17 protein-coding genes are annotated in these 19,244 nt (G+C 56.1%); 12 read left to right on the forward strand and 5 right to left on the reverse strand.

The window, feature by feature from the left end; translation table 11 throughout:
• Nucleotides 1-7: 7 nt before the first annotated feature.
• Together KFJ24_RS12330 and KFJ24_RS12335 are read right to left on the reverse strand one after the other, a co-directional pair.
• Nucleotides 8-331, reverse strand: coding sequence for a hypothetical protein (locus tag KFJ24_RS12330; RefSeq protein ID WP_250831394.1), 324 nt, complete (start codon nt 329-331; stop codon nt 8-10).
• Nucleotides 332-380: 49 nt separating this feature from the next.
• On the reverse strand, nt 381-1,244 hold the full coding sequence (locus KFJ24_RS12335; protein WP_250831395.1) for a thioredoxin family protein: 864 nt from the start codon (nt 1,242-1,244) through the stop codon (nt 381-383).
• A 221-nt stretch (nt 1,245-1,465) separates the two neighbouring features.
• On the opposite strand from KFJ24_RS12335, the gene lon reads away from it, so the two are divergent.
• The 3 genes from lon to KFJ24_RS12350 all read left to right on the forward strand — a co-directional run bounded on the left by lon (nt 1,466) and on the right by KFJ24_RS12350 (nt 5,732).
• The gene (gene lon / locus KFJ24_RS12340; protein ID WP_250831396.1) at nt 1,466-3,916 is read left to right on the forward strand and encodes an endopeptidase La; all 2,451 of its coding nucleotides are present in this window, start codon (nt 1,466-1,468) and stop codon (nt 3,914-3,916) included.
• Nucleotides 3,917-4,061: 145 nt separating this feature from the next.
• Complete coding sequence (locus KFJ24_RS12345; RefSeq protein WP_434968010.1) at nt 4,062-5,321, forward strand: PQQ-dependent sugar dehydrogenase; 1,260 nt, start codon at nt 4,062-4,064, stop codon at nt 5,319-5,321.
• A 69-nt stretch (nt 5,322-5,390) separates the two neighbouring features.
• Nucleotides 5,391-5,732: a c-type cytochrome gene (locus KFJ24_RS12350; RefSeq protein ID WP_250831397.1), complete on the forward strand. Its 342-nt coding sequence runs from the start codon at nt 5,391-5,393 to the stop codon at nt 5,730-5,732.
• Between the two features lie 25 nt (nt 5,733-5,757).
• On the opposite strand, the gene KFJ24_RS12355 is transcribed toward KFJ24_RS12350, so the two are convergent.
• Nucleotides 5,758-6,258, reverse strand: coding sequence for a MarR family winged helix-turn-helix transcriptional regulator (locus KFJ24_RS12355; protein WP_250831398.1), 501 nt, complete (start codon nt 6,256-6,258; stop codon nt 5,758-5,760).
• Nucleotides 6,259-6,619: 361 nt separating this feature from the next.
• Here KFJ24_RS12355 and KFJ24_RS12360 point away from each other — a divergent pair, with 361 nt between their 5' ends.
• The 9 genes from KFJ24_RS12360 (at nt 6,620) to KFJ24_RS12400 (ending at nt 16,249) form a co-directional block, all read left to right on the forward strand.
• A complete protein-coding gene (locus KFJ24_RS12360; RefSeq protein WP_250831399.1) occupies nt 6,620-7,570 on the forward strand; it encodes a tetratricopeptide repeat protein in 951 nt (316 codons plus the stop codon).
• 194 nt (nt 7,571-7,764) lie between these two features.
• Nucleotides 7,765-8,877: a branched-chain amino acid ABC transporter substrate-binding protein gene (locus KFJ24_RS12365; protein WP_250831400.1), complete on the forward strand. Its 1,113-nt coding sequence runs from the start codon at nt 7,765-7,767 to the stop codon at nt 8,875-8,877.
• Between the two features lie 161 nt (nt 8,878-9,038).
• A complete protein-coding gene (gene livH / locus KFJ24_RS12370) occupies nt 9,039-9,962 on the forward strand; it encodes a high-affinity branched-chain amino acid ABC transporter permease LivH (protein WP_250831401.1) in 924 nt (307 codons plus the stop codon).
• A complete protein-coding gene (locus KFJ24_RS12375; RefSeq protein WP_250831402.1) occupies nt 9,962-11,233 on the forward strand; it encodes a high-affinity branched-chain amino acid ABC transporter permease LivM in 1,272 nt (423 codons plus the stop codon). The genes livH and KFJ24_RS12375 overlap by 1 nt, the downstream gene beginning before the upstream one ends.
• Nucleotides 11,234-11,239: 6 nt before the next feature.
• Nucleotides 11,240-11,995, forward strand: coding sequence for a high-affinity branched-chain amino acid ABC transporter ATP-binding protein LivG (gene livG, locus KFJ24_RS12380; RefSeq protein ID WP_250831403.1), 756 nt, complete (start codon nt 11,240-11,242; stop codon nt 11,993-11,995).
• Between the two features lie 9 nt (nt 11,996-12,004).
• A complete protein-coding gene (locus tag KFJ24_RS12385; protein WP_250831404.1) occupies nt 12,005-12,706 on the forward strand; it encodes an ABC transporter ATP-binding protein in 702 nt (233 codons plus the stop codon).
• Nucleotides 12,707-12,966: 260 nt separating this feature from the next.
• A complete protein-coding gene (locus tag KFJ24_RS12390) occupies nt 12,967-13,431 on the forward strand; it encodes a DUF3015 domain-containing protein (protein ID WP_250831405.1) in 465 nt (154 codons plus the stop codon).
• Between the two features lie 89 nt (nt 13,432-13,520).
• Nucleotides 13,521-15,386 carry an Lnb N-terminal periplasmic domain-containing protein gene (locus KFJ24_RS12395; protein WP_250831406.1) on the forward strand — a complete coding sequence of 622 codons (1,866 nt, stop codon included), beginning with the start codon at nt 13,521-13,523 and terminating at the stop codon, nt 15,384-15,386.
• Nucleotides 15,356-16,249 (forward strand): alpha/beta hydrolase, encoded by an 894-nt coding sequence (locus KFJ24_RS12400; RefSeq protein ID WP_250831407.1) that lies wholly within the window; start codon nt 15,356-15,358, stop codon nt 16,247-16,249. The genes KFJ24_RS12395 and KFJ24_RS12400 overlap by 31 nt, the downstream gene beginning before the upstream one ends.
• 195 nt (nt 16,250-16,444) lie before the next feature.
• On the opposite strand, the gene pnp is transcribed toward KFJ24_RS12400, so the two are convergent.
• Nucleotides 16,445-18,559, reverse strand: a complete 2,115-nt coding sequence (gene pnp / locus KFJ24_RS12405) for a polyribonucleotide nucleotidyltransferase (RefSeq protein WP_250832637.1) — start codon at nt 18,557-18,559, stop codon at nt 16,445-16,447.
• A 355-nt stretch (nt 18,560-18,914) separates the two neighbouring features.
• The gene (gene rpsO / locus KFJ24_RS12410; RefSeq protein ID WP_250831408.1) at nt 18,915-19,184 is read right to left on the reverse strand and encodes a 30S ribosomal protein S15; all 270 of its coding nucleotides are present in this window, start codon (nt 19,182-19,184) and stop codon (nt 18,915-18,917) included.
• Between the last annotated feature and the right edge of the window lie 60 nt (nt 19,185-19,244).

Genomic DNA, 19,244 nt, shown 5'->3' on the forward strand with positions numbered 1-19,244 from the left:
TGGCCACTTAACTCCGGAAGGATTTGGGCACAAATCCTTCCGGCTTATCCTTCAGCCACTCAACAAACGTCCTCAGCTCCTCCAACTCAAGTAATGTGTCGCGAGTGTTGTGGTAAAGACCAAGCTCGGACTCAGAACGCACTTTATGAATGGCGTTATGGCAAGGGCGGCAAACCCACAAAGTGCGAGTTATAAGATCGTTCTTGCTGAACAGCTTCTGGAATCGTTTCTTGCGGTGCAGATGTTTCGGAATAAGGTGATGGCGAGTCAGCCTGGCGACAGGTCGTTCACAGAGCTCACATTGATCAGGCTGGGGAGGAAGTTTCAGCATACAGAATTCGCGGAGCCAGCGCTGATACCGGCTCCGCGCTGGGCAAATATCAGTGCATCAGAGTATAGAGTTTACGTCGATAAGTCCGAACATCCGGGTTGTTGTTACCCAGCTTGTCGAACAGCTCGATCAGCGTGGTCTTGGCAACTTCGTCCTTGTACTTACTGTCGACCCGCATCAGGCGAATCAACAAGTCCATGGCCTCGGCATTGTTCTCCTGTAATACGTGATGCACGGCCAACTGGTGCAACGCATTGGGATCTTTCGGATCCTGCTCAAGAGCCATCTCAAGATCCGTGATGGGCGGCAGTTCCGCAGACTGTCTGAGGAACTTCACCCGGGCCGCCAGCTGCTTGGCCTGAACCTGCATTTTTTCCTCCGCCGGCAGGCTGGCAAGCACCTGCTCCGCTGTCTCCAGATCACCCATTTCCGCTTTCAGCTGGGCCAGATCGATAAGGACTTTCAGGTCTTCAGGGTCCTTCTGGTTCATTTCTGTCAAGATGGCCAGCGCACCGTTCACGTCGCCCTCTTCCCAAAGGCGATGGGCCTTGTCATATGGATCTTCTTCCGGCGCCTCGATGTGCTGATCCAGCACCTTTCGAATCTCACTTTCCGGCAAAGCACTGTTAAAGCCGTCAACCGCTTGCCCGTTCTTGACCAGAATGACAGTCGGGAGACTGCGCACACCAAGACTCGAGGTCAGCTGTTGCTGTTCATCGGCATTGACCTTCGCCAGCAGGAAACCACCCTGATATTCGTTGACCAGTTTTTCCAGAACGGGCATCAGCTGTTTGCAGGGGGCACACCAGTCCGCCCAGACATCCACCAGGATAGGTGTGCTGGCTGAGGCATCCATCACCTGCTGCTGGAAGTTTTCCATGGTGGCTTCGAAAATGTAGGGGGAATCGATCATGCATGACACCTGAAAAGTCGTATGAATCGTCGTGATTGCCAGAGACATTGGGGCCTGATAGCAGAAAATCAAGCATCTACTCCGGCCCTCTGCTGCAGAAAGGCCAAATCCTTGAAATAGCCATAATTGCCGTTACATAGGCTATTAAGTGTTACTTCGGACGCGACCTCCGGTCCGCGTCCCGACCATACCACAACCTTTCCGGATGGATATCTCACGGCATGAATGACGACAACCGCAACGACCCGATCGAAGGATTCGAAGAGGACGTGACCGAGTACATCGGCAAGGACGAACACAGCAAGAGCCTCGCCCTGCCTCAGCAGATGATGCCCAGGCGCATGTACGTGCTGCCGGTGACCAATCGCCCGTTCTTCCCAGCCCAGGTTCAACCCATCATGGTGAATCAGGACCCCTGGCAAGAAACCCTGAAGCGGGTTGGTGAGACGGACCACAGGGTGCTCGGTATCTGCTTCGTGGCCGAACACGAAGCCGAGCAGGGCATTCCCGATAGCGAGGAACTGGAGACCATGGGTTGTGCCGTTCGGGTTCACCATGCCCAGCCGGAGGGTGGCAAGGTTCAGTTTATCGCTCAGGGTCTTCAACGCTTTCGCATCGTCCAGTGGCTGCGCAGAAAACCGCCCTACCTGGTTGAGGTGGAATACCCGGACGAGCCGGAGGAAGACACCGATGAGCTAAAGGCCTACACCCTTGCGATCATCAGTGCCATCAAGGAGCTGTTGCGCACCAACCCGTTGTATGGCGAAGAGGTCAAACAGTACCTGTCCCGCTTCGGGCCGGATGACAGCTCTCCCCTGGCCGATTTTGGCGCGTCCATGACCAGTGCGCCGGGGGCCGAGCTTCAGGATGTGATTAATACCGTTCCCCTGCTGCGGCGCATGGAAAAAGTGCTCCTGCTCATGCGCAAAGAGCAGGAAGTGGCACGCCTGCAGTCAGAAATCAGCGAAGAGGTGAACGCCAAGGTTCAGAAGCACCAGCGCGAGTTTTTCCTGAAGGAGCAGCTGAAGGTCATCCAGCGTGAGCTGGGCATGGCCAAGGACGACAAGACCGCCGATGCGGAGCGGTTTGCAGAGCGCATGGCCAAGCTGAATCCGCCAGAACAGGTGCAGGAACGTTTTGACGATGAACTGCAAAAACTGCAGGTGCTTGAGCAAGGCTCGCCGGAGTATGGCGTGACCCGCAATTACCTGGACTGGCTGACCCAGGTGCCCTGGGGTATTCACTCTGATGATCACTTCGATCTGACCGAAGCACGCCGGATTCTGGACCGGGATCATGATGGTCTCGACGACGTGAAAGACCGCATCGTGGAGTTTTTGGCCGAAGGAACCTTCAAAGGCGAAGTTAGCGGCTCCATTCTGTTACTGGTAGGCCCTCCGGGCGTGGGCAAGACTTCGATCGGCCATTCCGTGGCCGATGCACTTGGTCGAAAGTTCTACCGCTTCAGTGTCGGCGGCATGAGGGATGAAGCCGAGATCAAGGGGCACCGGCGTACGTACATTGGCGCCATGCCCGGCAAGTTCGTACAGGCACTGAAGGATTCAAAAGTCGAGAATCCGGTGATCATGCTCGACGAGATCGACAAGATCGGTGCCTCCTTCCAGGGCGACCCGGCCTCCGCGCTTCTGGAAACCCTGGATCCGGAGCAGAACCGCGAGTTTCTTGACCACTATCTGGATGTCCGTATGGACCTGTCCAAGGTCCTGTTTATCTGTACCGCAAACCAACTGGACACCATCCCCCGGCCATTGCTGGACCGGATGGACGTGATTCGCCTGTCTGGCTATATCGCCGAGGAAAAACTCGCAATCGCCAAGCATTACCTGCTGCCACGTTTGCTGAAGCGCGCGGGCCTGCTCAAGAAACAGCTCAACATCACAGATGCCGCTATCAGGCAGGTGATCGAAGGCTATGCGCGCGAGGCCGGCGTCCGCGGTCTTGAAAAGCTGCTCCACAAGATCATCCGGAAAGGCATCGTGAAGCTGCTGGAAGCACCTGATAAACCAGTGAAGGTGGGCGTTTCGGATCTGACCACTTATCTGGGTCAACCCGCGTTCCGCAAGGAAAAAGCCCTGAAAGGGATCGGCGTGGTCACCGGCCTGGCCTGGACTGCCATGGGGGGCGCCACTCTCAGTATCGAAGCATCGCGAATTCACAGCAACCAGCGAGGGTTCAAGCTGACCGGTCAGCTCGGCGATGTGATGAAGGAATCGGCCGAGATCGCCTACAGCTATGTATCCTCCAACCTGAAACGTTTCAAAGGAGACCCGACCTTCTTCGAAAAATCATTCGTGCACCTGCATGTGCCGGAGGGGGCCACACCCAAGGATGGACCAAGCGCTGGCGTCACCATGGCGACTGCCCTGCTCTCGATTGCCCGCAGGGAGCCACCACAACAGAATATTGCCATGACCGGGGAGCTGACCCTGACCGGGCAAGTGCTGCCAGTGGGAGGCATTCGGGAAAAAGTCATCGCGGCGCGCCGGCAGAAGATCGGCAACCTGATTCTTCCGGAAGCTAACCGGGGTGACTATGAAGAGCTGCCGGATTACCTGAAGGAAGGCCTGACGGTTAACTTTGCCAGGCATTACAACGACGTGCTTCAGGTCTGCTTTGGTGACAAACCGCTCAGTCGCTCAAGCGTCCACTGACAAACTGGTCTTACCAGTGGGCTGTCAACTTGACGCTCACTGGACCGCTGTCTTTACTCGAAATGTAGCAGTGATCAAAAAGTAACCGGCCGGCAACTTTCAGGTTGCCGACTCCCTACTCGTTGATAAAGAGAGCGGAAAAACAATGAACAAGGAAGCCTCAATACTGTGTATGGCCGCAAGCCTGGCCATAGCACCTTACGCCCATAGCCAATCCGACGACACACTGAAAAAACTTGGTAACTTCCAAACTACCGGAAATGCAGAATTCACTGTCATTGACCAGAACAGCGACAGCGCCGATGCCATAAGGAATACCCTGAAAAAAATCCAGTTACCGAAAGGCTTTGAAATCAGCCTTTATGCCCTGGTTCCCGACGCCCGCCACATGGCAGTCGGTCCTCAGGGTGTCGTCACCTTCGTGGGGACGCGCAAGACTGAGGTCTGGGCGGTCACCGATCGCGACAAGGACCGGGTGGCAGACGATGTCAAAAACTTCGCACCCTCTTTGGCCAAGGCAGTACCCAACGGCCCCTGTTTCTCCCCGGACGGTGTGCTTTACATCGCGGAGCAGAACCGGGTATTAGCCTACCCGGCAGCGGAGTTCTTCTATGAAGGCGGCGATGTAGTGGCCGAGCAAGTGGTCCCCGGAGGTGAGCTGATCCCGGATCAGTTTGTCAGTTACAACCATACCGCGCGGGTCTGCGACATCGGTCCCGACAACAAGCTCTACATCTCTCTGGGACAACCCTACAACGTCACCCCACAAGAGCACCTTGATGAGTTCAGCGAGCGGGGTATCGGCGGCATCATCCGGATGAACCGGAACGGCACCGGAAGGGAGGTATACACCCGGGGCGTCCGGAATTCGGTTGGTCAGGATTTCAACCCCAATACCGGCGAATTGTGGTTCACCGACAACCAGGTGGATGGTATGGGTGACGATATCCCGCCGGGTGAAATCAACCGCCAGACTGCGATGGGCCAGCACTTTGGCTTCCCGTGGTACGGCGGTGGCGATGTTCGTACCAACGATTACAAGGGTGAGGAAGTGCCCGTCGATGTGGTGTTCCCGGTATCGGAAACCGTGGCCCACGCTGCGGACCTGGGGATGATGTTCTACACCGGAAATATGTTCCCGAAAGCCTATCAGGGCGGAATATTCTCGGCCCAGCACGGATCCTGGAACCGGACTGTACCCATCGGAGCCAGAGTGATGTTCACGCCGGTGGATGCGGAAGGCAACATTGCCGGAGAGACCGTTCCATTTGCTGAAGGCTGGTTGGACCAAAACGGCGAATATCTGGGCCGTCCCGTCGACGTTGCACAGCTCAAGGATGGTTCATTGCTGGTCTCCGACGACCTGGCCGGTGCGATCTATCGGATTTCCTACACCGGCTCCTGAGCCCCCAACGCCTATCCCAGCCTCAGTGCCGGAGAGCCATGTGGCTCTCCGGCCAACCGGAGAATCAGCATGTCGAGAAAGGTCAAACCGTCCGTATCGGCCGCGATATTATTGCTCCCGTGCTTAATCTTTCCTTCCATCGCGTTTCCGGCAGATCCTGTCGCGGGGCGCAAGCTGGCGGGTCAATGCAAAACCTGCCACGGCCTGGACGGCATTGCAAAAATCCCGATTGCTCCGAACCTGGCCGGTGAGAGCCAGATCTACATTCGGAATCAACTGAAAGCGTTCCGAAGCGGCAAACGGGAGCATGAAATGATGACCGTGGTGGCACGGGATCTGACCGACCAGCAGATTGCCGACGTGGCGGCATGGTACGAATCCATCGAAGTCACGGCGAAACTTCCGGAGTAGTACAAACGGACCGGCTACAACCCCCTCAGGACTTGGAGTCTGCCTTCCAGCCATCTTCCCGCAGCACCGGACCGACGTGCAGAACCGGAGAGGCATCAATGTGGTCGGCATCCATCATATTCGCCACTCTCTGGAGCGACGCCAGGATCATGGTCTGCTCCCACTCATCCAGGTTCTGGAATTTCTTGATGAAGTCTTCCTGAAGCGGATTGGGGGCACGAGCCAGGATTTCCGCACCCTCTTCAGTCAGGTGCGCATGAACCTTGCGCTTGTCCTGGGTGCTTCTTACCCGGTAAACCAGGTTCCGATGCTCCAGTCGGTCCAGAATCGTAGTTACCGTTGCCTGACTGAGACTCACCTTATCGGCAATGGTGCCAATGGTGACCTCACCAAGATCACGGATGGTCCGCATAATCAGCAACTGAGGGCCAGTCAACCCTGCATGCTTGCTGAGGCGCTTGGAATGAAGGTCTGTTGCCCGAATCACACGCCTGAGCGCCACCAGCACCTGGTCATAATTATTCACATCACTGCTCCGATCAGGGGCCGCAGTCCCCTGTTGATTAACACCGGAGGCGTCGAGCGGTTTTGAGTAAACATCTTTGCTACTCGCCATCGGCTTAGGCCTCACCCCAATGAAGTCTCTGTCGTCTAACACATAACAACAAAAATTTATTTATACCACTAACTATTAGAGGACTTTGTACCATAAAATGCAAGCCGTGACTGTTAGCCGTTTCGGCAGCCCGGCCAGGGTGATCTTCACCGCCGCGGGGCGTTTTTTCCCGTTGTCACTGTGCTAAGGTCAGCACCTTCCCGAAATCCTGAAAAACGGAAGCCGCTCAATGATCATGCGATACGCTCACCGGTTCTTGCCTGAACTACTTATGCCCCGCTGCTTTTGCTTAAAAGCATCCGCCCTGCCCACGATCATTGCCGGTATCGCACTGGCTTTTATCCTGAATGGCCCCGCTCAGGCGCAAAGTTCCGGACAAACGGTATCCGAGCATCAAGACGTCACATCGGACGATGTCGCCGCAGCGATCTCTGACCTCGAAAAGCCAATGTATACGCCGTTTATCGAGAATTACCTGCTGCAGGAAAGTAAAGATCTGCGCAAGGAAATAATGAACACCCGGGCAGAACTGATCGAAAAGGTCGTCGACAAAGAGCTATCAGTTGCTGACAAGACCATGTCCTACGCAACCGATACCGTGACTTACTTCTTTTACCTGATTGCCGGCGCCACCTCTATTCTGGTTGTCATCGGCTGGAATTCGATTCGGGACATGCGGAACCAGCTGACCAGCCTGGCCGAGAAACGGGTGAACGAACTGGTCATTGAATATGAAAACCGACTCGCGGCCATTGAAGAGCAACTGCAGCAGAAATCCGACATCATTCATCAGAACCAGGCCGAAATTGAACGCACTAACGAGGTGCACTCGCTCTGGCTTAAAGCAAGCCAGGAGACCTCCCAGCAGAACAAGATCTCCGCATATGACCAGATTCTGGACCTCCGCCCGGACGATGTTGAAGCACTCAGTTACAAGGCTGATGCTGTCCTCGAAATGCAGGAACCCCTCTGGGCTATCAGCCTCTGCCGGCGGGCACTCAAGCTGGCACCGGATAATGGCCATGCCCACTACCAGCTGGCCTGCGCCTATGCGGAGATAGGTCGCTGGGAAGATGCCGTTACCACCTTACAAAAAGCAATCGATATTTCAGAAGCTTACCGGGACGATGCATCCGTTGATGTCAGCTTTGAACAGTTGCGTGAGCACGGAAGCTTCCGCACACTGGTGTTTCCGGACCAGGAAGAGAGCACGGATGCGTGACATATCTCAGACCGGCACAGGCTTTGCTAGCAGGCTACCTTGTCGAACCGACAGGCTTCATTCGAGACCTGCTTTGAGGCTCTGTGTTCCGGAGCAAACTCTGGCCCTGGCCGCTTGACAAGCAGCAGTGTGTAGTGTTTGTTTAACGCTCTGAGAACACAAGAATAACCCTGAACCAAACAGGACAGAACCTAATGAGAACTTCAGTTAAGAAACTCGTAACCGCTGTAAGCACATCCGTAGCCCTGATGGGCGCAGGCCACGCCGCCGCCGAAATCCAGATTGGTATTGCTGGCCCGATGACCGGCCCTGTTGCCCAGTATGGCGACATGCAGTTCTCCGGTGCCCGCATGGCTATCGAGCAAATCAATGCCAACGGCGGTGTCATGGGCGAACAGCTCGTAGGCGTTGAATACGACGACGTGTGTGACCCCAAGCAGGCCGTGACTATCGCCAACAAACTGGTCAATGACGGTGTCCGCTTTGTGATTGGTCACCTGTGCTCCAGTTCCACCCAGCCCGCCTCCGACATCTACGAGGATGAAGGCATCCTGATGGTGACTCCGGCTTCCACCAGCCCGGAAATCACTGAGCGCGGTTACGAACTGGTATTCCGTACCATCGGCCTCGACAGCATGCAGGGACCGGTTGCCGGCAACCACATTGCCAGCCTGAACCCAGAGCGTGTAGCCATCATTCACGACAAGCAGCAGTATGGTGAAGGTATTGCTACTGCCGTTCGCGACACCCTGAAGAACAAAGGCGTTGAGATTGCCATGTTCGAAGGTATTACCGCCGGCGACAAAGACTTCTCATCCCTGATCACCAAGCTGAAACAGGCTGATGTGGACTACGTCTACTACGGTGGCTACCACCCTGAACTGGGCCTGATTCTGCGCCAGTCGCGGCAGGCTAACCTGGACGCTACCTTCATGGGCCCTGAAGGTGTTGGTAACAAAGACATCAACACAATCGCCGGTGAAGCAGCCGAGGGCCTGCTGGTCACTCTGCCGCCCAGCTTCGACAAAAAAGCCGAAAACCAGAAGCTGGTAAAAGCATTCCAGGACAAGGGTGAAGACCCGTCCGGCCCATTCGTCCTTACCTCTTACACCGCTGTCCAGCTGGTTGCCGAGGGCATTGAGAAGGCCCAGTCCACCGATCCGTTTGACGTAGCGCCAGCACTGCGCAGTGGTTCCTTCCAGACCCCCATTGGCACTGTTGAGTATGACAAGGCCGGTGATATGAAGTCATTCGAGTTTGTTGTTTACGAATGGCATTCAGATGGAAGCAAAACTCCGGTAAACTAAGCCAAAATCGTTAACAAACGGTAATACTGGAACACCTTCTCACCGCGATCCGGGGGAAGGTGTTTTTCTAGGCTCCTGTTGAACCTCCCCAACCACCAGCGCGGATATCCCGCCCTGAGGGTGCGGCAGCGGAGGGAGCAGGCTTTCGGAGTCCCAAAACAATGCAAGACCTCCTGTATTTCTCTCAACAGCTCATTAACGGGCTAACGATCGGGAGCACTTACGCCCTGATCGCCATCGGCTACACGATGGTTTACGGCATCATTGGCATGATCAACTTTGCCCATGGTGAAATCTACATGATTGGTGCCTACACAGCGCTGATCGCGATAACCGGCCTTGCCTCCCTGGGTGTCGCCTGGTTACCGCTTATTCTTATTGTTGCGCTCATTTGCGCCATGATTGTCTCCAGCGCCATGGGCTGGGCCGTGGAACGGGTTGCCTATCGGCCGGTTCGCGGGCGGCATCGCCTGATTCCGCTGATTTCCGCTATTGGCATGTCGATTTTCCTGCAGAACTATGTGCACCTCGCCCAGGGGTCCCGCAACGTTGGCTTCCCGGCGCTGATTGAAGGTGGCTTCCAGTTCGGGTCAGAAGGCGCCTTCCAGATGTCGCTGTCCTACATGCAGATCACCATATTCATAACCACGCTGGTCTGTATGACCGCACTGTCCCTGTTTATTGCACGCTCCCGAACCGGTCGTGCCTGCCGCGCGGTTTCACAGGACCTCGGCATGGCCAGCCTCCTCGGCATCGATACCAACCGGATCATTTCCGCGACGTTCGTCATTGGCGCAGCGCTGGCCGCGGTAGCAGGCCTTCTCCTGGGGATGTATTACGGCTCGGTTGACCCGCTATTCGGCTTTATTGCCGGTCTCAAGGCCTTCACTGCCGCGGTCCTTGGCGGCATTGGCAGCATCCCTGGTGCGATGTTAGGTGGCCTGATTCTTGGTGTTTCCGAAAGCATGACCTCCGGCTACCTCAGCGGTGAGTACAAGGACGTGGTCTCCTTCGGTCTGCTGATTCTCATTCTGCTGTTTAAACCCACCGGCCTGCTCGGCAAACCGGAGGTTGAGAAGATCTGATGGCTGCTCACAACGTCAAACATGCGCTCTTCTGCGCATTTATCACTCTGATTATTTCCTACCCCATCCTCGGCTTTAACCTGGAAGCCCAGGGCATCAATGTCATCCTGACCGGCGCCAAGGCATCAACCATTTTGATGGTGTTCCTGGCCGCGATCGCTGTCTTTGCATTCCAGCTGTTCCGTGACCAGATCATGGGCAGGATCCGCAACTTGCCGGGTCTGAATCCCATGGCCGACAAGGAGCCGATGGCTGAGAACCGGCGCGCCAAGGTCGAATCCTGGATTCTTACCGGGATTATCATTTTCGCCCTGTTCTGGCCTTTCTTCGTTTCCCGCGGCTCGGTCGATTTGGCCACACTGGTTCTGATCTACATCATGCTGGCCCTGGGCCTGAACGTGGTAGTAGGCCTTGCCGGCCTGCTGGATCTGGGCTACGTCGCCTTCTACGCAGTCGGTGCCTACACCTTTGCACTCATGTCCGATTATCTGGGAGTGTCATTCTGGCTTGCTCTGCCTATCGGCGCGCTGCTGGCAGCAACGTTCGGCCTGGTGCTGGGCTTTCCGGTATTGCGATTGCGAGGCGACTATCTGGCCATCGTAACCCTCGGATTCGGCGAGATCATCCGGATTCTGCTCAACAACTGGACCAGTCTGACCGGTGGCCCCAACGGTATCGGTGGCATTCCCGACCCAACCCTGTTTGGCATGGAGTTCGGTCGTCGGGTCAAGGAAGAAGGCAACACCTCTTTCCATGAAACCTTCGGTATAGCCTACAGCGGTGAGCACAAGGTAATTTTCCTGTACCTGATCGCGCTGGTTCTCGCGGTGTTCACTGCGCTGGTTATCCGCCGCTTCATGCGCATGCCGGTTGGCCGCGCCTGGGAAGCATTACGTGAAGATGAAATCGCGGCCCGCTCCCTGGGCCTGAGCAGAACAGCCGTCAAGTTGTCCGCCTTCACCATTGGCGCATTCTTTGCGGGGTTTGCCGGTACCGTCTTCGCTTCAAAGCAGGGTTTCATCAGCCCGGAGTCCTTTGTTTTCCTTGAGTCTGCCATCGTCCTGGCGATTGTAGTTCTCGGCGGGATGGGCTCCCAGATCGGGGTCATCCTGGCGGCGGTTGCCGTCACCATCCTGCCGGAGTTGGCCCGAGAGTTCTCCGAATACCGCATGCTGATCTTTGGTGCCGCCATGGTTCTTATGATGGTTTGGCGCCCGCAGGGCCTGATGCCCATGCGTCGCATTCACATTGAACTAAAAAAGCAGGAGTGACGGACGATGCTTGAAGTACAGAATCTGTCCATGCGCTTTGGCGGCCTGCTGGCAGTAGACCAGGTGTCTCTGGACGTACAGGAACGGGAAATCGTTTCAATCATCGGCCCCAACGGGGCCGGAAAAACCACTGTTTTCAATTGCATGAGCGGCTTTTACAGGCCGACAGGCGGCAAGATTGTTTTCGAAGGACAGGAAGTTCAGGGTAAGCCTGACTACAAGATCTCCCGCCTGGGCATGGTGAGGACGTTCCAGCACGTGCGCCTGTTCAGCCAGATGACCGTAGTGGAAAACCTGCTGGTCGCCCAGCACCGGCACCTGAATACCAACCTGATTGCCGGCTTGGTAAAAACCCCGAATTACCGGGACCGTGAACAGAAGTCCCTTGACCGTGCAGCCTACTGGCTCGAACGCGTCGGACTGATGCATCTGGCCAACCGGGAAGCAGGAAATCTTGCCTACGGCCAGCAACGGCGGCTGGAAATTGCCCGGTGCATGGTAACCGAGCCCAAACTGTTAATGCTGGATGAGCCCGCAGCGGGCCTGAACCCGGCGGAAACCAAGGAACTCAATCAACTGATTGTCAGCCTGAAAGAGGACTACAACGTTTCCGTGGTGCTGATTGAGCACGACATGAGCCTGGTAATGGACATCTCTGACCGGATCAACGTCATCAACCAGGGACGCCCCCTGGCCAATGGCACACCGGAAGAAATCCGCCAGAACGACGACGTGATCAAAGCCTACCTGGGCGAGGCCTGAGGAAGAACCATGCTTGTACTAGAAGATGTCCATACTCACTACGGCAAAATCGAAGCGCTGCACGGGGTTTCCGTCGAGGTCCAGAAAGGTGAGATCGTTTCCCTGATTGGGGCAAACGGCGCGGGCAAGACCACACTGCTGATGACCGTTTGTGGTAACCCTCAAGCCAGCTCCGGACGCGTGTTTCTGGAAGGTCGTGAGATCACCCGCGAGCCTACTGCCCAGATCATGCGCTCAGGCATAGCCATCGTTCCGGAAGGACGCAGGATCTTTTCAGGGCTTACGGTGGAAGAGAACCTGCATATGGGCGGGTTCTTCAACACCAAGTCCGAGATCAGCAAGAGTCAGGCGCACGTCTATGAGCTCTTTCCCCGGCTGAAAGAACGCGAAAACCAGCGTGCAGGCACCATGTCCGGCGGTGAGCAGCAGATGCTGGCCATCGGCCGTGCCCTGATGAGCAGGCCCAACATGATCATCCTTGATGAGCCATCGCTGGGTCTTGCACCACTGGTGATCAAACAGATCTTCGAGATCATCGGTCACCTTCGGGAGGAAGGTATTACCGTGTTTCTGGTCGAGCAAAACGCCCACCAGGCACTCGGCCTGGCCGATCGTGGCTACGTACTGGAAACCGGAAAGATCCGGCTCCACGACACCGGGAAAAACCTGTTGGCCAACCCGGATGTCCAGAATGCCTACCTGGGTGGCTAGGTATTCAGCATCGAAAAACTAAAAAGCCGGGGCATGTGTTCATGCCCCGGCTTTTTAGTTTAAGACTGGACAACTTGCTGGAAATTTGTGGGCTAAATCAATTACTCAGAAATCTTTGAGCTTGCACTCGCAGGATATGAACTATACTCACGTCAACGGTCATCCTGCCTCCACACCAGTCAGGGCCGTTCCCGCATTGCGAGCCAAGGAGCGGACAATGCGGTATGCGACGACAGCTAAACCACAGAAAGGAGTGGATAATGAAAAAACTGATTGCAGGTGCAATTCTTCTGGGTGCTTCATCTATGGCATTTGCACAACCCGGCTGTGGCGTAGGCGCCATGATCTGGAAAGGACAATCCGGCATTGCTCCTCACGTATTGGCCGCCACAACCAACGGCACTTTTGGCAACCAGACGTTCGGTATGACCACCGGTACCCTGGGCTGCCAGACCAATGCTTCAGTCCAATCCATGGCCATGTACATGGATAGCAACATTGACAAGGTGGCCCGTGACATGTCTCGCGGCTCTGGTGAGAACATCGACACGCTCGCGGTTCTTCTCGGCGTTGATGAAGCTGACCGCGGTGACTTCCGCAAGGTACTTCAGGACAACTTCGCTACTATCTTCCCAAGCTCTGACACCACTTCCGGTGAAGCAGTAGATGCGATCGTGGCCCTGCTGGAGAAAAATGAATCACTGAGCAAATACGTCGCTGCCTGACCCTGGCCGCGTAAAGGGATGCTCATGCGCCAGGGACGGCGCATTTCCATGTTTCACCCCCCCGTTAATCCCGGAAGTAACGATCATCCATGGGCTATTCGCTTCGCATTGGGCCGGCCCTGCTCTGGCTCGCTCTCACCGTATCCGGTCACGCAAACTCCGCTTCGGGGGGCAGCCCTCCCTATCTGGACCCTGCCTGGCTTACTCTTGGCCACTACCATCCCGACACCCTGGGTGACAGTTACACCAGCCAGGCGGACGACCCTGCTTTCTTTCTGAGCGAAAACGGAAAACAGTCGCCGAGAGCCGAACTGGAGGCAACCCTTTCTGCCATTCAGAAGCCCGGCGGTGGGGACGAGCATGCCCGATGTCTTTATCCGGCCAGAACAGCCTGGCTTCAGAAGCGGTTTAACCTGTCTCTACCCGCCATCGATTGCCCTGAATACCAGGAGTGGAAGGACACACTGAGCACGGAAACCGTGACCCTGGTCTTCGCAGCCTCTTACCTGAACAGCCCCTCCTCCATGTTCGGGCACACTTTCCTGAGGCTCGACCCGCCACAGGACGATGAGGAGACGAACCTCCTGCTCGCCAGTACTATCTCCTATGCGGCCGACGCAGCGGCCCACGACAGCGAAATCCTGTTTGCCTACAAAGGCATTTTCGGTGGCTACCCTGGCATAACGACGATCCAACCCTACTACGAGAAAATTCGACTTTATTCCGACATCGAACACCGGGATCTCTGGGAATACACCCTGAACCTCAACCAGGAAGAAGTAGACCTGATGCTGGCCCACGCATGGGAAATCCGGGACCGCAATTTCGATTACTATTTTTTCGATGAAAACTGTGCCTATCGCCTGTTAGCCCTGATTGATGTGGCACGCCCGGACGCCGACCTTCTGAGCGAAGTAAGCACTCACGCTATCCCCTCGGACACCGTTCGCTGGGTTGTGGACAAAGACCTTGTCAGCACGATCAATTACCGGCCATCTGCAGCCACATCAGTTGCCTATAGCCTGTCCTCATTACCGGACTCGCAGCAGACACTGGCAGCGGCCGTGGCCAATGGCTATGTCGCCGCCAATGCCGACGAACTTCAACAACTGAGCGCCCGTGAGAGAGCGCATGTGCTGGATGCCACCTACGACTATGTCCGCTACCAGAGCGAAGCGGAAGGCTGGCCACGCGACATCGCAGCCCCGCTGTCTCATGAGCTGCTGCGAGAACGCAGCAGCATCGACAACGTGGGGTCACCAGAAGCCCCACCCAAGCCCGCCATCCGGGATGATCAGGGCCATGACACCTTCCGCCTCAGTCTGGCGGGCGGCCAGCTCGACCATCGGGAGTTCACCCAGATCACCCTGCGACCGGCCTATCACGATGTACTGGACCCTCCCGCAGGCTATCGTAGCGGCGCCCAGCTCCAGTTCCTGAGACTGGACGCCCGCTACTACACCGACAACGACGAGCTGCAACTGGAGCAGCTGACCGGCGTGGAGATTCGCTCTCTCAGCCCCAGAAACCAGTTTTTTTCGCCCCTATCCTGGCAGGTAGGTTTTGGCGGGCGAAGAGCCGACACCGGCACTAAACGCGTGCTGACGCCTTATCTTGAAGGCGGCGCAGGGGGTAGCTGGCGAGTGGGGCCACAAACCCAACTCTTTGCCCTCGCCACCGCTGACCTGGAAATTGATGACGACCTCCGCCGCGGCTACGACGCAGCGCCAGGCGCCGACATCGGACTGTTGCATCAAAACAGCCAGTTCAGCCTGATGGCCGGAGCCAGGACCAAAGCCTGGATCGTCAGCAGCCAACACAGGCAGGATCAGGCCTACATTAAGGCCAACTGGCACATCGGCCGGAAATTCAGCCTGTTTACCGAATTCACCCGGGAAGATCACTACGACAGGTACCAGAGCACATGGCAAGCGGGACTGCACGCATATTTCTGATTGCGCCGAAGTTGAAAGCCACATTTTTGGCCTTGGGTCTGCTGACAGCGACGCTAACCCTGGGCGGCTGCAGCAGTGTCTTCTTCTATCCGGATAACGTCACCTACATTACCCCTGACCGACTCAACCTGAACTACGAGGATGTGTACCTCGACACCACCGACGGCGAAACCCTCCACGGCTGGTGGCTCCCCGCCGAGACCACACAAGCGCCTGCCAAAGGCACCATCTACTTCCTCCACGGTAACGCCCAGAACATCAGCAGCCACATCCTCAACGTCGCCTGGCTGCCCGCAGAGGGCTACAACGTCTTCACCATCGACTATCGCGGCTACGGCAAATCCACTGGCGACCCGGACATCGAAGGCGCTCTCCATGACTCAGAAACCGGCCTGCGCTGGCTTGTGGAACAAACAGGCGTTAAGGGCGCCCCCGTGTTCCTTCTTGGCCAGAGCCTCGGTGGTGCGTTTGGCATTGCCCTCGCCAGCGAATGGGTGCAACGGAAAGAAACACCAGAACTCAGCGGTGTGGTGCTTGATGGCACCTTTTCGGGGTTCAGAGGAATAGCGAGAGAGAAACTGGGGAGCTTCTGGCTAACCTGGCCATTCCAGATACCTTTAAGCTGGACCATTCCAGATGATTATGAAGGCGTGGATCGCATTGCGGGTATCAGCCCAGTGCCGATCATGATCATCCACAGTGTCCGCGATGGCATTATCCCCTTCCACCACGGCAAGGATCTCTACGAAGCAGCAGAAGAGCCGAAAAACTTCCTGCAGACCGATACGCCACACGCTGCCACGTTTGTGATCCCGGCCTACAAACAAACTGTCTTGAACTTCCTCTCGAGGGCCAGCAACTAAAGCCTGAGCTGGTTTTGGAAGACGCTTTTCAAAACTGTTGAGGGCCAAGGACGGCCCGAAACAAGCCCACATGGATGTGCTCGTAGCGTGTTTTGAAAAGCGCCTTCCAAAACCAGCATGCTCCGAAATCAGAAAGAAAAAAACCCGCCAATCCGAAGGAAAGGCGGGTTTCTTGAGCCGTTTAGCGGTTAGCTATCAGGCAGAGAAGTCAGTCGGCTCTTCGCCTTCCTTAACTTCCTTCATGGACAGCTTAACGCGACCACGGTTGTCCACATCCAGAACCTTAACCAGAACTTCCTGACCTTCGCTCAGCTCGTCAGTCACGTTCTCGATACGGCGCTCGGAGATCTGGGAAATGTGCACCAGACCGTCCTTGCCAGGCAGGATGTTAACGAACGCACCGAAGTCCACGATGCGCTCAACACGACCCTTGTAGATCGCGCCAACCTCGATTTCAGCGGTGATTTCCTTAACCCGGTTAACCGCAGCCTGCGCCGCTTCCTGGTTGTCCGCGTAAATCTTCACGTTGCCGTCATCGTCCAGATCGATAGACGCGCCGGTCTCGTCACAGATAGAACGAATGGTCGCACCGCCCTTACCAATGACGTCACGGATCTTGTCCGGGTTGATCTTGATGGTTGTGATGCTCGGAGCACGGGCAGACAGTTCTGGACGCGACTCGGCAATGACCTTGTTCATCTCACCGAGGATGTGCAGACGCGCTTCGTGAGCCTGCTCCAGGGCCAGTTCCATGATCTCGTCGGTGATGCCGTTGATCTTGATGTCCATCTGCAGGGCAGTAATACCCTCTTTGGTACCGGCAACCTTGAAGTCCATGTCGCCCAGGTGATCTTCGTCACCCAGGATATCGGTCAGAACCGCGAACTTGTCGCCTTCCTTGACCAGACCCATGGCAATACCAGCAACCGGCGCCTTCAGCGGAACACCCGCGTCCATCAGTGCGAGGCTGGAACCACACACTGAAGCCATGGAGCTGGAGCCGTTGGATTCGGTGATCTCGGAAACCGCACGAATGGTGTACGGGAACTCTTCGATGGTCGGCATCACCGCGGAAATACCGCGCTTCGCCAGACGACCGTGACCGACCTCACGACGACCCGGAGTGCCCATACGGCCAGCTTCACCAACGGAATACGGAGGGAAGTTGTAATGGAACAGGAACGGATCCTTACGCTCACCTTCCAGAGCATCGATGATCTGCATGTCGCGGGCGGTACCCAGCGTGGCGGTCACGATAGCCTGGGTTTCACCACGGGTAAACAGTGCAGAACCGTGAGTGCTCGGCAGAACGCCCACTTCAATTTCAATCGGACGAACGGTCTTGTTGTCACGGCCATCGATACGCGGCTTGCCGTCGATAACCTGCTGACGAACACAGGTTTTCTCGATCTTACCGAAGCACTTCTTGACCTCGTCTGCGGAAGGCTGGTTCTCTTCCTCACCGGCGAACTTCTCAACTGCGGTCGCCTTGATCTCGCCCAGACGAGCATAACGCTCCATCTTGTCACGGATGCTGTAAGCTTCCTCGATCGCTGAACTGAACTCACCCTTGATGGCGTTCAGCAGCTCGGCATTCTCAGTCTCGGGCAGCCATTCCCAGCGTGGCTTGCCAGTCTCGGCAGCGAATTCCTTGATGGCGTTGACCGCAACCTGCATTTCCTGGTGCGCGAACAGAACACCGCCCAGCATCTGGTCTTCGGTCAGGCCTTTGGCTTCGGACTCAACCATCAGAACCGCGTCCTCAGTACCGGCGACGACCATGTTGAGCAGCGATGTTTCGAGCTCTTCGAAGGTCGGGTTCAGGAAGTAACCGCGCTCATTGGTGAAAGCAACACGGGCTGCACCAATGGGACCGTCGAACGGAATGCCGGAAATCGACAGCGCAGCGGACGCAGCCAGCATGGCGGCCATGTCCGGATCCTGGGTCTTGTTGGCAGACATCACGGTCAGGACAACCTGAACTTCGTTCATGTAGCCATTCGGGAACAGCGGACGGATCGGACGGTCGATCAGGCGGGACGTCAGGGTTTCCTTCTCTGAAGGACGACCTTCACGCTTGAAGAAACCACCCGGGATCTTGCCTACAGCGTAGGTTTTCTCGGTGTAGTTAACGGTCAGCGGGAAAAAGCCCTGGCCCGGCTTTGGTTCCTTGGCACCAACAACAGTGCCCAGCACGGACACATCATCGATGGTAACCAGAACGGCGCCGGTCGCCTGACGGGCAATACGTCCGGTTTCCAGAGTGACGGTTTTGCCGCCGAGCTCAAACGATTTCTTTACAGGTTTCAGATCCACAAAAAACTCCTGGTAACTCGTTTCCAGATTGATTCAACCGGCACGCCCATGCGCACAAGTCGTTGGTCTGCAGGTGTTTAAAATGTGATCCGAAAGGCAACCCGTCTCAAAGCTAACAGGCTGTTGAAAAGCCCGGGGTGGACATTCGCAATATGTCCAGCCCGGGCTTTTCAACAACCTGCTATCAATTTCGGCTTTCCATTACGACAGGGAATCCTTCGAAATCACTGACACAACAACTGCAGTATTAATGGCGAGAAGCACAACCGGCGGCACCGCAAGCGGTTCCGCCGGCTGCCGGTTGCTTCCGGCAATAGCCGAAGGCAGCCTTCAGGTCGTAAAGACCGGATTAGCGACGCAGACCCAGACGCTGGATAAGATCCAGGTAACGGTCAGCATTCTTGCGCTTGAGGTAGTCCAGCAGCTTACGACGCTGGTTTACCATCCGGATCAGACCACGGCGGGAATGATGATCCTGCTTGTTGGTCTTGAAATGACCCTGCAGCTTATTGATGTTCGCGCTCAGCAGTGCAACCTGAACTTCAGGAGAACCGGTATCGCCTTCACCTTGCTGAAAATCATTAACGATCTCTGACTTCTCACTGGCAGAAAGTGCCATATTTCACCTCATTGTTTGCGATGCAATCGAATACGGCCGAACCGCGCATCTCTACAGCCC

The organism is Marinobacter sediminum (genome assembly GCF_023657445.1).
GTDB classification, from domain to species: domain Bacteria; phylum Pseudomonadota; class Gammaproteobacteria; order Pseudomonadales; family Oleiphilaceae; genus Marinobacter; species Marinobacter sediminum_A.